The organism is Staphylococcus sp. IVB6181 (assembly GCF_025561445.1).
Lineage (GTDB): Bacteria > Bacillota > Bacilli > Staphylococcales > Staphylococcaceae > Staphylococcus > Staphylococcus simulans_B.
The window spans coordinates 1,640,471-1,657,553 of the sequence record NZ_CP095096.1; the positions used below are offsets into that span (position 1 = coordinate 1,640,471).

Annotated in this window: 11 protein-coding genes, 1 pseudogene and 1 riboswitch; of the genes and pseudogenes, 2 read left to right on the forward strand and 10 right to left on the reverse strand. The window is 37.9% G+C overall.

Annotated elements, in window-relative coordinates; all coding sequences use genetic code 11:
- Positions 1-28: 28 nt before the first annotated feature.
- The gene (locus MUA90_RS08040) at positions 29-1,291 is read right to left on the reverse strand and encodes a Y-family DNA polymerase (RefSeq protein ID WP_114603405.1); all 1,263 of its coding nucleotides are present in this window, start codon (positions 1,289-1,291) and stop codon (positions 29-31) included.
- 154 nt (positions 1,292-1,445) lie between these two features.
- Between MUA90_RS08040 and MUA90_RS08045 the strand changes: the two genes are divergently transcribed.
- Positions 1,446-1,631, forward strand: a complete 186-nt coding sequence (locus MUA90_RS08045; RefSeq protein WP_262586194.1) for a 2-hydroxymuconate tautomerase — start codon at positions 1,446-1,448, stop codon at positions 1,629-1,631.
- Between the two features lie 131 nt (positions 1,632-1,762).
- Here the strand turns inward: MUA90_RS08045 and MUA90_RS08050 are convergent, their stop codons facing one another.
- Positions 1,763-2,776, reverse strand: coding sequence for an LCP family protein (locus MUA90_RS08050; protein ID WP_262586196.1), 1,014 nt, complete (start codon positions 2,774-2,776; stop codon positions 1,763-1,765).
- 141 nt (positions 2,777-2,917) lie between these two features.
- Between MUA90_RS08050 and msrA the strand changes: the two genes are divergently transcribed.
- Entirely contained in the window at positions 2,918-3,433 is a 516-nt protein-coding gene (gene msrA, locus MUA90_RS08055) for a peptide-methionine (S)-S-oxide reductase MsrA (RefSeq protein WP_262586198.1), read from the forward strand.
- Between the two features lie 95 nt (positions 3,434-3,528).
- Here the strand turns inward: msrA and MUA90_RS08060 are convergent, their stop codons facing one another.
- The 8 genes and pseudogenes from MUA90_RS08060 to MUA90_RS08095 form a co-directional block, all read right to left on the reverse strand.
- A complete protein-coding gene (locus MUA90_RS08060) occupies positions 3,529-4,431 on the reverse strand; it encodes a homoserine O-succinyltransferase (RefSeq protein ID WP_262586200.1) in 903 nt (300 codons plus the stop codon).
- Between the two features lies 1 nt (position 4,432).
- A complete protein-coding gene (locus MUA90_RS08065; RefSeq protein WP_262586201.1) occupies positions 4,433-5,713 on the reverse strand; it encodes an O-acetylhomoserine aminocarboxypropyltransferase/cysteine synthase family protein in 1,281 nt (426 codons plus the stop codon).
- A 59-nt stretch (positions 5,714-5,772) separates the two neighbouring features.
- Positions 5,773-5,870: riboswitch (SAM riboswitch) on the reverse strand.
- A 169-nt stretch (positions 5,871-6,039) separates the two neighbouring features.
- Positions 6,040-8,565 carry a bifunctional lysylphosphatidylglycerol flippase/synthetase MprF gene (mprF, locus tag MUA90_RS08070; RefSeq protein ID WP_262586202.1) on the reverse strand — a complete coding sequence of 842 codons (2,526 nt, stop codon included), beginning with the start codon at positions 8,563-8,565 and terminating at the stop codon, positions 6,040-6,042.
- A gap of 146 nt (positions 8,566-8,711) precedes the next feature.
- Positions 8,712-9,938, reverse strand: coding sequence for an AI-2E family transporter (locus MUA90_RS08075; RefSeq protein WP_262586204.1), 1,227 nt, complete (start codon positions 9,936-9,938; stop codon positions 8,712-8,714).
- 163 nt (positions 9,939-10,101) lie between these two features.
- Positions 10,102-12,176: pseudogene (ptsG, locus tag MUA90_RS08080) on the reverse strand (glucose-specific PTS transporter subunit IIBC).
- Between the two features lie 118 nt (positions 12,177-12,294).
- Positions 12,295-14,322: a glucose-specific PTS transporter subunit IIBC gene (gene ptsG / locus MUA90_RS08085; RefSeq protein WP_262586206.1), complete on the reverse strand. Its 2,028-nt coding sequence runs from the start codon at positions 14,320-14,322 to the stop codon at positions 12,295-12,297.
- Between the two features lie 131 nt (positions 14,323-14,453).
- Positions 14,454-15,314 (reverse strand): glucose PTS transporter transcription antiterminator GlcT, encoded by an 861-nt coding sequence (gene glcT / locus MUA90_RS08090; RefSeq protein WP_262586207.1) that lies wholly within the window; start codon positions 15,312-15,314, stop codon positions 14,454-14,456.
- A 210-nt stretch (positions 15,315-15,524) separates the two neighbouring features.
- Positions 15,525-16,988: a glutamine transporter AlsT gene (locus MUA90_RS08095; RefSeq protein ID WP_262586208.1), complete on the reverse strand. Its 1,464-nt coding sequence runs from the start codon at positions 16,986-16,988 to the stop codon at positions 15,525-15,527.
- Positions 16,989-17,083: the final 95 nt, after the last annotated feature.

Genomic DNA, 17,083 nt, shown 5'->3' on the forward strand with positions numbered 1-17,083 from the left:
TGGTTACAGAGCCTTTTTTAATGCTTATTTACATTTTATGACCTGCCATCAGGCCTAAACGACCATACTTAGTTCCTGCATCCGTATAAGAAATGGCTTTTGAAACAATACCTTTTCCATATTTCTGCTGCAAGCGATCAATTGTTTTCGCAAGAGCTTCATTGCGTTTTCTTTCATACTCATCCACAAATAAATTCAATTGCTGAATACCTTCAGGTACAAATTGCGTCAACGAAACACTGAGTGTACGATACAATAACGTTTGATCGCATAATTGGTCAGCCCACTTCTCTAATGTGGTCCAAATTTCTTTTTCTAAATTCGTCGGTTCTTGCAATGTAAATTGCTTATGCACACCTCCGCCATCTTTATAACCGAATGAAAAATGAATTGTTCTTGCGCGCATTTTACGCAATCTCACCCGCATTGCCACATCTTCAATCAACTCTTGCATAACGACTTTGGCATCTTCATAGCTGTAGTCGCGCATTAAAATCTGGCTCTTGCATATCGATGGATTAGTTGTTTTGTACTTCTCACGCATTTTGCTTTGATCAATTCCGTGTGCATGCAAATGCAGATCAATGCCCTTAATCCCAAAATCTCTTTTTAAATATTGGTATGGATAATGTGCTAAATCTCCAATCGTAAAAATACCGCGCTTATTCAATTTTTTCTCTGTGCGCGTATTGATGCCCCAAAATTTATGAAGCGGTTGTATTTTCCATAATTTATCAGGAACATTTTGGTAACGCCATTCCGCAATACGATCTGGATTATGTTTAGCTTCAATATCCATCGCAATTTTACTCAGCAGCATATTCGACCCTATCCCGACTGTGCAATAGATTTGTGTCTTATCATAAATTTCTTTCATCAGCTTAATACAAAACGATTGTACTGTACTGCTGAAGCGATGATAACTATCTGTTACATCCATAAAAAATTCATCGATACTGTATTGATGCAAATCTTCTGGCGGCACATACTGCAATGCAATTTTAGAAATCATAATAGATACATCTAAATACTTGCGCATACTTGGATTGATGATATAAATATCATTGCGATGCGGAATCTCAAATAAACGCGAACCTGTAGTAATCCCGATGGCTTTCAGCGGCGGTGTTGCAGCGAGTACCACTGAACCTTGACGTTTTGTATCTGCTACTACTGCTAATTTTGTCTTTAATGGATCTAAACCTTTTGAAATACAAGATACACTCGCAAAGAAACTCTTTTGATCTATACATAAAATATCCCTGTCCTCTAGTAAATGATAATCATACATATCATCACCCCCGTTATGTGATACTTTAAGTATATACGAACATTTGTTCTTATTCAACAATTATAAGAACAAATGTTCTGTTTCGTCTTATCGTTCATCACCTATTAACTTTAGTGGTATAATAAGGTTATATCTATCACAAGGAGGCGTTCTTATGCCAATCGTAAATATTAAATTAATTGAAGGTCGTACAGACGAACAACTTAAAGCTTTAGTTAAAGCAGTCACAGATGCAGTTGAAAAAACTACAAATGCTGACCGTAACGCAATCAGCGTTGTATTAGAAGAAATGAAACCTAACCACTATGGTGTAGGCGGCGTCAGAAAATCTGATCAATAATACATGAAACGAAGAGAAGCGGCTAACCCTCATTGGATTAACCGCTTCTCTTAATCTTTATTCTATTATTTTCATTCTATCCTTTTCACTCTATCTCTACATTCCTGCCATCTTTTGTATCCGAACCTAACTTATTGCTGCTGTTTGTCCGAATCTTTCTTATGGTCTTTGTTATCATTTAAAAACTCTTGAATCGCTTTTTTATTCGCTGGCTTATCCACTTCAAGTGCACTGCCGCTTTCAGCTGTTTGAATATCTTGGTATGTGCCTTTCATCGGAACCGTTAATGTTTTAACATCTTTATCACCGCGAATACCAAAGTTGACACCCGTTTGAATTAAAGCAGAGTCAGGAATATCCGTATTCAAGTAACCGCGTAAAATACCTGCAACTTTCGGCAATTTGAAAACAGCCCCTGGTTTTGTCATTTCCTGTTTTAATGCTTGAATCACTTGCTGCTGTCTTCTGACACGGCCGAAGTCCCCTTCAGCATCATGACGAAAGCGTGCATAACCTAACAGTTCTTTACCGTTTAAATTATGGTGCCCTTTCTTAAGCGATACGCCGATGAGTTCTGACATATCCTTTTCGACATCAATCGGAATACCATCAGGTGCCAGCTCATCAATCATTTTTTCAAAGCCTTTAAAATCAACTACCGCATAATACTCAGGATTAATACCATAGTTTTCGACTAATGCTTTACGCAATAACTCTGGTCCCCCTAGTGAATAAGCCGCATTGATTTTATAATCTCTGTAGCCTGGAATCTTCGCATAAGTATCACGCATCACAGACACTACTTTCATTTTCTTATGGATGTAATCGTATTGTGCAACCATAATAGAGTCTGTTCTCGATTTACCGCCGTCTGATTTGTCTGCCCCTAATAATAAAATAGAAATTTTACTATCATTTTTGACAGGACCGTTAAATTTTTCCACTTTCATATTCGGATTGTGCTTTTTCGCGTAATTAATACCGCTTCTATATCCCGAAACCGCATATACAATCAAGATAATAAAAATTATCAAGATGCCTAAAATCACAAAAGGCAACTTACGCATTCTTTTCTTTGTACGTTTCGGCAGAGGTTGTTCCCCGCTGCTACGTTTGTAATTGTCATTGTTTGTTTCTTTTGTCATTTTCATCAACCTTATATCTTCAAAATTAACAGCCTATGTAATATAATTAATACATACTAAAGTTATATAATTTCCTTTTAAAAATCAAGTATTTACCTAGCAAATGGTACTAAGGTCCCAGAAATAGAAAGGATAGATTGCATGAATATCAATACAGCTTATTTTGCCGGAGGGTGTTTTTGGTGTATGGTCAAACCCTTTGATACGTTTGACGGCATTGAAACAGTCACGTCAGGTTACATGGGAGGCAATGTTGACCATCCTACGTACGAACAAGTCAAAAGCGGAACTACCGGTCATTTAGAAACTGTTAAAATAGAATACGACGTCGCACTGATGTCTTATCATAAATTATTAGAAATCTTCTTTTCCGTGATTGATCCGACAGACGCTGAAGGACAATATCAAGATCGCGGTTCGCAATACCGTACAGCTATATTCTATACCAATGAAGACCAGCGTGAAACCGCAAATCAATATATTGAATCATTAAAATCAACAATTGATAAAGATAAAGCGGTCGCAACAAAAGTCCTGCTGGTAATGCCGTTTTATGAAGCAGAAGCATATCACCAAGACTTTTATAAAAAGAACCCAGAACGTTATGCAGAAGAAGCTGCACAGCGTGAAGCAATTAAACGTCAAAGAGAACAATAACAGATTGTATGTATCATAAAAACAATGCGCAAGCTATGCATCCTTAGGATGTGCTCGCGCATTGTTTTTTTATTTATTCAGCTTGCAAAGACAAGTTACTTATCAAGAATATCCGCTTCTTTTTCCTTCACTGGAAAACGGCACTGTTCCATCATATCCGTCCAGTTTTGAAAGAGCTGCTGACCATAAGGAATCCAATGTGCAGGAAGCGGTTCTAATGAATCTCCTCTGAAATAGTTTTTAGGTTTTGCGGCAGAAGCTGCATTCTTCTCACTATCTCGTATAAACTCATTTAACAACGTATTGCTTTCATATTCAAAATGGCCGCCGATATACAAATCCGATTGGTCTTTATTTGAAATGAAATCAACACCCGTATACGGACTGTAAGTAATAACATCTAAGTCCGCTTCTTCCATCAATTCAGCAGGATCCATATAAGAACTCCTAGATTGCGGAATAATATACTCTGGAATTTCAAACAACGCAGGATGCGCCTGTAAGATTTGATAACGATAAATCCCAGTCAGTTTTTCATTAAACATCCGTTTATGAATGCCGTAACGGTAGTTCAACGCAAACTGTGCGCCCCAGCATATAAATAAACGCTGTTTGACATGGGTATTCGACCAATCGTAAATCTCTTTGAGTTCCTCTATATAATCTACAGCAGAAAAATCAAGATGTTCTACAGGTGCACCTGTCATTATAAAACCATCATAATAATTATCTTTAATCTCATCAAATTCCTTATAATACTGCTCAGCATGTCGATTCGAAGAAGATTTAGGTTGATGAGTAACCGGATAGATAAAGTCGACATTAATGTCGTGACACGTCTGCCCAAGCAATCTTAACAACTGTCTTTCAGCATCTTGTTTCATAGGCATAAGGTTAACAATCAATAAATTCAAACCATTAGTTATCCGTTTATCTTCAAAATCGATGTGTTCCTGCTTTAATACAGGCAGAATAGGAATTCCATCAGTAAAGAGCATCTTAAATCGCGTCTAATCCTTTTTCTAAGTCATTGATGATGTCATCAATATGTTCAAGTCCAATAGATACACGGATAGTTTCAGGTGTAATACCTGCTTTTAATTGATCCTCTTCATTTAATTGCGCATGTGTTGTTGAAGCTGGGTGAATGACTAATGATTTCGCATCCCCAACGTTCGCAAGTAAAGAGAATAATTCTAATGATTCGATAAATTTAATACCTGCTTCATAGCCGCCTTTAACGCCGAATGTAAAGATTGAGCTTGCGCCTTTTGGAAGGTATTTTTGTTTTAAGTCGTAATATTCGCTTGAAGGCAAGCCTGCATATTTAACCCATTCTACTTTTTCGTGGCCTTCTAAGAATTTCGCTACTTTTTCTGCGTTTTCAACATGACGTTCTACTCTTAATGATAATGTTTCTAAACCTTGCAATAATAAGAAAGCATTAAACGGAGATAACGCTGCACCTGTATCGCGAAGTAAAGTTGTTCTGATTTTGAAAGCTAATGCAGCTGGGCCGAAAGCTTCAGTGAATACTAAATCATGGTAAGAAGGATCAGGCTCAGTTAAACCAGGGAATTTGTCATTTTGTGTCCAGTCGAAGTTACCGCCGTCTACAACGACACCGCCCATAGAAGTACCATGACCGCCGATAAATTTAGTTGCAGAATGCACCACAATGTTTGCACCGTATTTAATCGGATTGATTAAGTATGGAGAAGCGAATGTGTTATCTACGATTAATGGAATACCTGCTTCATGTGCAATATCAGCTAATTTTTCAATGTCTTCAACGTTACCTTCAGGGTTCCCTACAGTTTCAATGTATAACGCTTTTGTATTATCTTTGATTGCGTTTTTCACTTCATCAAAGTTTTTGCTGTCAACGATAGAAACATCGATACCGAATTTAGGTAAAGTATGTGCAAATAATGTATGTGTACCGCCGTATAAAGTAGAGCTTGCTACGATGTGGTCGCCAGCATCTGCTACAGTTTGAATTGCATAAGTAATCGCAGCCATACCTGATGCTACCGCAATCCCTGCAACCCCGCCTTCAAGTTCAGCAACACGTGTTTCAAATACTGCTACAGTAGGGTTAGTTAAACGAGAATAGATATTACCAAGTTCTTTTAAACCAAATAAGTTAGCTGCGTGTTGTGTATCGTCAAATGTAAATGAAGTCGTTTGATAAATCGGTACCGCTCTCGAATGCGAAGATTGATCTACCTCTTGTCCTGCGTGTAATTGCAACGTTTCGAATTTAAAATCATTTGTCATGTTCATTTCCTCCTTGAATATATAAAAAATGAGCCTACCTGAAAAAGATAGACTCGCTGGGCTTATCTTTCAGGTCTTCACCTGCTGGAATTAGCACCTAACTTAAATAGGTTGCCTGGTATCGTTGGGCCAGTCCCTCCACCATTCTGGATAAGTTTTATTAATTTATTCAGTAGTATAGAACTAATACAGCGTAATGTCAATAGACTATTCTTATTTTTCTGAATTTTGGCTTTAGAAATAATATTTCGTCAACAAAATTTACATGCATGTAAAAAAGCTGAGACAACGAATACGCTGCCTCAGCCTTGAATACAGTTATACAATTAATGTTTGGAGCGAATTACCCATAAAACTTTGTACATTCCTTGCCATAACGAACTATGACGCGAATATACTAAAAAGCGCGGTTCCCAATTCGGTTTGAATTTCTCTTTATATCTTCTTAAACCGCTGAAACGATACAATGTATTAAAGTTATCAAATACTTTTCCTGCTAAACGTTCATTCCAATACGAGTATTCATTTTGACCCACATTAGATAAAGTCGCCATACCCATATTAAAAGCTTGATACCCCTGTTCCTTGCTCCACAGTAGCATATGCAGATATAACGCATCCATCAGCGGTAAATCTACTTCCGGCAGCCAGCGGATCAAATCGACAGAAATAGCTTCATCATTATGAATCGGCATTAAGCTGCAAAAAGCAATAATTCGACCGTCCGCCTCTCTTAAAATACCGACGGGTGCCTTCTCTAAATAATCATGTGTAAAACGCCCGACTGAAAAATGCATTTCATTTTTGCCGTCCAGCCACGCATCACTGACTTGTTCTAACGCTTTCAGCAAATCTTGATTAAACGGCGGTTCGATAATTTCAAAACTGATGTTTTGTTCTTCGACTTTATTTAACGTAGCACGAAAACCTCTGCGTTTTTTGCCTGAAGTTGTAAACGTGCTTAAATCGATGACCGCTTCTTCCCCAAGCTTAAAGAACTGGTTCCCGAAATCATGATACAGCGGCATATAACGGTCTGTAGCTTGATAGAAAATAATTTCATACCCAACGTATCGGGCGTAATGATACAACGCTTCTAACAAGGCGTTAAAGCGGTTTTTATTACCAATCGGATCACCTAGCACAACTAAGCAATTGGCTTTCAGACGATACATAATAAAAGCCTCTTCTGATTCATCCATAAACACTTGTTTATCTCCGCTATGCAGCAAATGACTTAAATAGTTGCCGCCGTATTGTTCGATAATCGCTTCGCATTGTGCAATATCATTATCAGGTTTCACTTTTTTATATGCTTGTTCAAACAGCCATACGATAAATGTCACAATAACAATCACTGCTAAAATCGTCAGCCATAAATAATAGCGCAGCATCGAGTTGTCGACCTCAATGCGGTACGCATCGACTGCTTCTAATACAAAAGCAATGACAAAATGATTCAACGTTAACATCACAACCGAAATAATCAGCATTGACATCAAGTGGCGCAAACGAATCGGACGTTTGAGCACTTGTGCTTTTAAGAACGCATAAACCAATAAACCAAAGACAATGATCAGCCATGTAATTAATAAAAACGACGTATTGGTATAAACCGTAATCATAAAAATTAAAATAACAGAAATCATCGCAAATAAAATCGCACGTCGGCTTTGTTTGAAAATACCGCGTACATTCAGCATTAAAATCAAACATGCACTAGTATGAATCGTTACCACAATATAATAAAACATGTGATTCGGGTCATAGAGTCCGTCATAAATGATACTGACATTGTTTAATAAGAACATCATACTTGTAAACATAACGAGTACTGCTAAAGACAATGACGGAATCTTTTGCGTGATCATCTTTTGATAAGAAAACAAGAACGATGTCACTTCTTTTGCAGGGGTATAATATTTCGATTGTTCAAGGTAGCGTTTGGCTGAAGTCCCGAATTCAAACATTGATAAAATCAACGCAATGACAACCGGTACAATATAATAAGCGAAACGATACAGCATCAAGGCTAAAACAATCTTTTCTTCCGGCAGATTCAAATGTTTCAAACCGACTAATATCACGACATCAAATGCACCAAAGCCCCCAGGAATGAAACTGATCAAACCCGCAATTGCTGCAATAATAAAGATGCCGACAAATGAAGTGAATTCCACATTCAAATCAACGATACGCAATGCAAAATACAAAACCATACTCGCAGCAAGCCATTCAATACTTGAAACAATCGTCAAATAGACACCTGTAAAACGATGTGATTGCTGTACTGGCTTTTTAATCGTCACAAATACAAACACAGGCAAGAAGCACGCCACAACATATAACAAGACATGTACCACCGGATAGTCATCCAGCAAATGCTTGGCATTAAAGACATGTGTCACAACTAAAATAGATAATAAACTTAAGCCTGTCAGCATCGACAGCAGCACTAATGAAATATAGTGCAGCAAAGTCTTAGTGTCTTTTGTGTATTGTTTATATACCGATACACGCACACCCGCACCGATAAATCCTCCGAACCCGATAATCGAATTCAAAGCATTGATAATATAGCTGACACGCATGACTTTCATCATCGGCATTTTCAGTTTTAATGTACGTACCATTACCACATCATAAAAACTCAACAGTAAAATGGATAGTCCGCCAACCACAAGCAAGCTTGTCAGTTCCACGCGGTTTAATTTTTCAAAGAGCATAAACAATTTCTTAAAGTTAATAGTTGAGAGTTCTCGATATAACGTCATCACAACTATGATAAAAAGCACTGCCGCAAACACTGCTTTAGCACCTGTGATTAATCTGCTTTTCATTCTTTTCGACATATTTCCACTCGATTCTATTTATTCTGATAGCACAATCAGTCATGAAATCTTTTATAATATATGTAAATATTACCACATATCCTTGTGCATGTGACAAAAAATTAAGGCATCACACCTAACAAAAGTGTCATGCCTTAACCTTGTACTTATTTGATTTCATTGTTCGGATTATCTGCCCATTCTTCGTCTGCCACTTCATACGGACCGGAATCTTGACCGTAGTAGCGGTTGTATCTGCGTTTGTACATTCCGAATAAATGCATAACCAATACTTTGATAACTGCATAACCCGGAATGGCTAAGATAACCCCTACAATACCTAAAAGATTACCTGCACATAACAACACGAAGATAATGGTTAATGGGTGGATTTTCAATGTTTTACCCATAACGTTCGGAGAGATAAAGTGTCCTTCGATAAATTGCACTGCTGTCCATACGACAATCAGTTTGATCAGCATAATCGGCGATGTAATCAATGCCATAATAATAGCAGGAGAAATCGCAATCGTAGGTCCTAAATACGGTACGACACTCGTTACAGCTGCAATACATGCTAAGACTAAACTGTAATCCAAACCGATAATCGAGTAGCCGATAAAGAGCAAGACCCCGATACAAAATGATACAATCATTTGTCCTTGGATATAAGAACCAACTTGCATGCTCATACTTTCAATGATTTCATGAAAATCTTTACGGTATTTCGGCGGAATTGCTTTTGTCGCATTTTCTTTGAAACGGTGGCCGTCTTTTAAGAAGAAGAATAACACGAATGGTGTTGTAACGATAACGACACCGATGTTGACAACCGTATCAATAATCGACATAATTTTCGTTCCGAAATCATCAAAGAAACTTGAAACCATACCCGGTACTTTTTTCGCAATTTTATCTAATTGATCTTGTATCTGCGTATAGAAGTTCGAAACGCCAGGCAAGTTAGACCAGCTTGAAACTTGCGTAACCAGCTCATTGAACTTATCTGTATATCTTGGGAAGTTGTGCGCAAAGCTTTTGATTTGGTCGCTGATGACCGGAATCAATAAATTCACGACTAACGTAATGACTGCAGCCACCAAACAAAACAGAATAATAATCCCCCAAAGTCTTGGGATGTTATAACGTTCCATAAATCGAATAACAGGATCTAATAAGTAAAACAAAATCAATCCTAAAATGACAGGTGCTGCAATTGTGTTGAAGATAATTATAAAAGGCTGGAATATGTATGAGACCTTATCAAAAATAAAAATTGCCACACCAATCAATATCAGCATGATTAGGCCAAATAACAGATTCTTGCCTCCCATAAATTTCATAAACCTTGTTTCGCTTAATGAAAAGCGATGGGGTTTATCGTTATTTGCCATATAATTCACCAATCCTTGTAGTTAATTAACCATATTTTATCGCTATTTACTAAAAAAAGATACTTTTTATTGCAGCATTGCTTCAATGTAACTCAATACCCAAAGCAAGCTAAAAAGAAACTGATAAACATAGAATTTATGATTTATCAGTTTCAAAATACAATTATGATTTAATTTCTGCAACAGCAGTGCCGTGTTCTACTTGACCAAGATGCAAGACTTTAATATTTTGCTGATTCAGATTTGTCGCAATGATAGGTGTGATTGTGCTTTTTGCGTTGGCTTTAATATAATCTAAATCTACTTTCATTAAAGGTTGGCCCAGTACGATTTTATCGTTTTGGTTCACTAAAATTTCAAAGCCTTTGCCTTCTAATTTCACAGTATCAATACCAAAGTGAATCAATAACTCGATACCGTCTTTTGATTCTAATCCGATTGCATGTTTTGTCGGAAAGACCATTTTAACTTCACCGTCAAACGGCGCAAAGACTTCACCGGATTCAGGTAAAATCGCAATACCGTCACCCATCATTTTATCCGCAAACACTTTATCCGGAACTTCCGATAATTCCAATACTTTACCGGTCATCGGCGCATACACTAAAGCACCGCTGTTTGCTGAAACAGCTTTTGCTGCTTGATTTTCATCTTCTGTTGCAGCTGCTGGTTTCGGTGCGGTTACATTACCTTCCATAATCTGTTTCATTTCGTGTTTGATTTGATCAGATTTAGGTCCGAAGATTGCCTGCATATTATTGCCGACTTCAAGTACACCGGATGCACCGAGTTTTTTCAGTTCTGCAACATCCACCTCTGCTTTGTCATTAACTTCTACACGTAAACGCGTAATACAAGCATCTAAATGTTTGATATTGGCTTTGCCGCCCATCGCTTCTAACACTTTAAACGGCAATTCGCTGACAGAAACATTTTCTGTTTCCACTTCTTCTTCACGCCCTGGTGTTTTTAAATTTATTTTCTTAATTAAGAATGTGAATAAGAAGTAATAAACTACTGCATAACAAAGGCCTACCGGAATAACAAGCAATGCATTCGAACGATCCCATGAGAGTAGTCCGTATAAGATATAATCAATGAATCCTCCAGAGAATGTCATACCGATTTTAACACCTAGCAAATGCATAATTAAGAACGATGAACCTGCTAAAATAACATGTGCTACATATAAAATCGGAGCAACAAATAAGAATGAGAATTCTAATGGTTCTGTAATACCAGTTAAGAATGCTGTCAAACCTGCTGATAACATAAGTCCGCCGACAACTTTCTTGCGGCTTGGTTTTGCTTGGCGGTAAATTGCAAATGCAGCAGCCGGCAATCCGAACATCATGAACGGATATTTACCTGTAGTAAAGGCACCTGCAGTAAAATGCACGCCATCTTGATATTGCGCCATCCAAATACGTTGGTCTCCGCGAATCAAATTGCCCGCTTCATTCGTATAATGTCCGAACTCAAACCAAAACGGTGCATAGAAAATATGATGCAGCCCAAATGGAATCAATGAGCGTTCAATAATACCGAAGATAAATGTCGTTAATGCTAAGTTCTTGCCTAATAAGAAATTCGATAAAGCATTCAAACCGTCTTGAACCGGCGGCCAAACAAAGCTTAATACAATCCCTGTTACAATTGCGACGAGCGAAGTAATAATCGGTACGAAACGCTTCCCAGCAAAGAATCCTAAAAATTGAGGAAGCTGAATATTGTAGAAGCGGTTATAACACCATGCAGCAAGTGCACCGATAATAATCCCGCCGAATACACCCGTTTGCAATGTCGGAATACCTAAAATCAAAGCATGGGCAGGATCTTTAGCTGATTGGCCTAATGTTTTTGCCCCTTCAGCATATGAATAAATATCGTCAATTGTGACTCCCACAACTTTACCCATCGTAGCATTCATAATTAAATAACCGACTAATGCCGCAATACCTGCCACACCATCGCCGCCTGCTAAACCAAGTGCTGTCCCCATCGCAAAGAGCAGCGGCAAGTTATCAAAAATGACTTGTCCTGAGACTTCCATGATTTGACTGATTAATTGAATATAATGGCTCCCCATCCATGGTGCATAATGCAGGATTTGTTCATTATGCATCGCATTACCGAATGCGAGCAAAATCCCGGCTGCAGGTAAATTGCGACCGGCAGCATTAAGGCTTTGCCTATACGCTGCAATTGTCCGAAAAACTTTTTGAATAATTGTTTCATGATGACCTCCTTGATGTAAAAAAAGCGCGAACAAGCAACAGTTTCCTGCTTCCTTGTTCACGCTTATAACTATAACGCTATGTTATTTTTCTCTTGGATGCTGGTTCGTTGATGTCTATCATTTGATTAAAACTGCTTTATCGCCGTGGTTAATTTTACCATACTCTACAACATCTAATGTTTTATTGTTCAAGTTTGTTACGACGATTGGTGTAATTGTACTTTCTGCATTTTCTTTAATATAATCTAAATCCACTTTCATTAAAGGTTGTCCCAATACGATTTCTTCATTTTCTTTTACTAAAATATCGAAACCTTTGCCTTCTAATTTTACGGTTTCTAAACCAAAGTGGATCAATAATTCTGTACCGTCTTTTGATTCCAGACCTAATGCATGTTTTGTCGGGAAGACCATTTTGACAACACCGTCAAATGGTGCAAAGACTTCACCAGTTTCAGGTAAGATGGCAATACCGTCACCCATCATTTTTTCAGAGAAGACTTTGTCTGGTACTTCAGTAATCGGCTTTAATTCACCTGTAATCGGTGCGTAAATCACTGTATCGCCGGATTCAGCAATTTTTGTTGTTGTAGTGTCGCCTTCTTCTGAAACTGTTGTTTCTTCAGGAGAAGTGATTTTACCATCCATAATTTGCTGCATATTGTGTTTGATTTGATCTGATTTCGGTCCGAAGATTGCTTGCATGTTGTTGCCGACTTCAAGCACACCTGATGCACCTAAGTCTTTTAAGCCTTGTACATCGACTTTAGCTTTGTCATTGACTTCAACACGCAAACGTGTAATACAAGCATCTAAATGTTTGATGTTTGGTTCTCCGCCCATCGCTTCTAATACTTTGAAAGGCAATTCATTCGTTGATACTGTAGATGACTGCATTTCTTTGTCTTCGCGGCCTGGTGTTTTAAGGTTTAATTTTTGGATTAAGAAGCGGAAGATCACATAGTAGATTGCCGCATAGATTAAACCGACCGGAATGACTAGCCACCATTGTGTTTTGTTCGGCAAGATACCGAGTAAGAAGAAGTCGATGAATCCGCCAGAGAATGTATAACCTAAATGCACATCAAGGATGTATAGCACTAAGAATGATAGACCATCTAATACTGCATGAATAAAGAATAATAAAGGTGCTACGAATAAGAATGAGAATTCTAATGGTTCAGTGATACCTGTTAAGAATGAAGTCAATGCACCAGATAACATTAAACCTGCAACGACTTTTTTATTCTCTTTCTTCGCTGTTTGATAAATCGCAAGTGCTGCTGCTGGTAAACCAAACATCATAACAGGGAATTCCCCTTGCATGAATTTACCTGCAGTTAACGGTACGTTATCACGAATTTGTTCGATAAAGATACGTTGGTCACCGTGAATAATCTGACCTGCCGCATTTTTGTATGCGCCGAATTCAAACCAGAATGGCGCATGGAAAATATGGTGCAGACCAAATGGAATTAATAAACGCTTGATGAAACCGAATAAGAAGACAGCTAATCCAGTATTTGAAGCAAGCAAGCCTTCACTGAAGCTGTTTAATCCGCCTTGTACATATGGCCAAATAATCGCCATCGGGAACGCTAAAATGAATGAACATGTTGCCATCATAATCGGCACGAAACGTTTCCCTGCAAAGAATCCTAAATAACTCGGCAACGAAATATTATAGAACTTGTTGTAACACCAGGCGGCGAGTGCCCCGATGATGATACCCCCGAACACACCCGTTTGCAGTGTCGGAATTCCTAATACTGTCGCAAAACCTTTATCAGCTTTTGTTGCTAATTCAGGTGTCACATTTAAAAACATACCCATTGTTTTATTTAAAACAATGAATCCTACAAATGCTGCGATGGCTGCTACACCATCTCCGCCGGCTAACCCTATGGCTACACCGAGCGCAAAGATAATGGCTAAGTTATCAAAGATAATCCCGCCGGCACCTTCCATCATTTTAGCGACATTTTGTACACCTTCTGCTTTAATGAAAGGCAGCAAGCTTTGTAATGCATCGCCTTGAAAGGCATTCCCTAATGCTAACAGCAAACCTGCAGCAGGCAAGATTGCTACAGGAAGCATTAAAGCTTTACCAATACGCTGCAATTGACCGAAAAACTTTTTCCACATAAAAGTTTCCTCCCAAAATTATAAAATTGAATTGTAAAGATCATGCATCAACACAACAGCAAATAAAAAAGGCATGAGTAACAAAAGCTGGAAAGTATCCAACTTTTATGACTCATGCCTAATCGAATTAGTTACACGTTATGATTCTGATTATTATTTGCAAAATGATAGACATGCAACGTCAGATACGAAAGCTCCGCTTCATATACCGGAACTTCAAGATGCTGCTGCATCATCTTAATGATTTTAACAGCTATATTATAGCACACAGGATAATGCGCTTTCAACATGTTTCCGAAGTCTTCTTTAACTTGGATGGTTTCTCCTTTTTGAAGCCGTCTGATTAAGAATTGAATATGACGGATAAAGCGCTGGTACTGTATCGATTGCGTATCTACTTTGTACCCTAAATCATGTTCCATAATCTGTACACTTTTATTAATGATTTCATTCGTTAAACGCACTTCTTTTAACGTTAAATCATCTTTGCTGCTTGCAATATGCAATGCAATAAAGCCGATTTCATCTTCTGGAAAATCTATATCCAATAAGTCATTCAAGTGTTCAATTACTTGCACCGCAATCTGATAAGATTCTGGATACAATTGTTTGGTTTCAATCAAGAAAGGATTTTTAATAAATTGCTGCTGCTTGATTCTTTTATACGCAAATAAAATATGGTCTGTCAGCGCAATGACCAAATCATTATCATCTACAGTGCGATCTGCTTTAGTGATAATATCAATCGCTTCAATAATCGATTGCAATAAATCATCGTCTGCCATTTCAACCAATGCTTTATAATGCTCTTGTTCTGTTTTATGCTCCAGCTTATAAACTTTTTCTATCGTTGCTGTATCTGACAGCCGCATTCCTTTTTTCTTATTGAAACCGATGCCTTTACCGATAAGCACCACTTCATTTTGGTGAGTTTCATCTCTACAAATAATCACGTTATTATTCAGTGTTTTCTCTATCACGTAGCTGCTCATGATGACCACCTTTTCTCCTCAATACTGTGTCTCTCTTATTATAGCCTTTTTCTATTAGGATTTGTGCTGAATTAGAGACTATTTTACCACAACGTTTAATCAACTTGTTAACCTTTTTGAAAATCATGCGTTTTCATTCATTATTTATCAAAAAAATCCCCTTATCGCCAATACTTCATCGCATGGGATAAGGGAATTGAATGATTTGTATTATTTTTTACGCGTTAATTGTTTTGCCGGATCGCCCCAACATTCAATACCGAATAAATTGATTTCAAGATTCTCTGGTTTGAAGATAGGTTTCTTACCAGCTTTACGCTGAATTTGATAATCCTTCATTACGGCAAGTGCAATATTGGAAAGTGCGATAATCGAAACAATATTGACAATGGCCATTAAGCCCATGAATACATCGGCTGTACTCCAAACTGTTTCTGTTTTAATCACTGCACCAAAGAAAACTAATACTACAACAAGACATCTGAAGATGAATAGAATTGTTTTGTTGTAAGATAAGAATTCAATATTAGATTGTCCATAGTAATAGTTGCCGATAACAGAAGAGAATGCGAATAATGTAATCGCAATCGATAAGAAAATACCGCCGGCACTGCCTAAGTGTTCGTTCAATGCTGATTGTGTTACGGCTACACCTTGAGGTGCACCTTCACCGAATTTCAAACCGCCGTATAATAAAATAACGATAGCTGTAGCTGTACAAACTAAAATTGTATCAAAGAATACACCTAAAGATTGTAATAAGCCTTGTTTTACAGGGTGCGGTACTGCAGCTGTTGCGGCTGCGTTCGACGCAGAACCCATACCTGCTTCGTTTGAGAATAAACCACGTTTAATCCCTTGCAAAATTGCAGCACCTACTGCACCGCCTGTTGCTTGTTCAACACCGAATGCACTCTTGAAGATTGTCATAATCATCGGAATGATTTGGTCATAGTTCATCACTAAAATAACCAGTACGACACCAATGTAGATGATCGCCATAATCGGAACGATTAAAGAAGATAAAGTCGCTATACTTCTTACACCGCCGAAAATAATAATACCCGTGATTACAGCTAAGACAATTCCTGTAATGACAGGACTGATGTTATATTGTGTGCTTAATGATTCGGCAATAGTATTCGCTTGTACAGTATTAAATACAAATGCGAATGTGACTGTAATTAAAATCGCAAAGACTACACCTAACCATTTTTGGTTGAGCCCTTTTGTCATATAATAAGCAGGGCCTCCGCGGTATCCGCCTTCTTTATCTGGAACCTTATATACTTGTGCTAATACTGATTCTACAAATGCACTGGCCGCACCGATAGATGCAATGACCCACATCCAAAAGACTGCGCCCGGTCCGCCTAGTACAATTGCTGTCGCAACCCCTGCAATGTTCCCTGTTCCTACACGAGAACCTGCACTGATCGCAAAAGCTTGGAAAGGAGAAATCCCTTTTTCGCCGTTTTCTAAAGTTTCTGGTTTCTCAACTAATGCGCGCAGCATCTCTCTAAATGACGTAAATTGCACAAACCTCGAACTGATTGTAAAAAACAGGCCTGCTGTTAATAATAAACCAATCAGGTATTGAGACCATATCAAGTCATTCCCAACACCGATAAATGTTTTAAACCAGCCAGGCACTAAACTATCAAAATCTTTCATTTAATTACCTCATATCTTGTTTAATATTTATGTAGTCAGATACATATGAATGGAATATAACGCATGATACATTCATCTCCACTCAGTTTAAATAA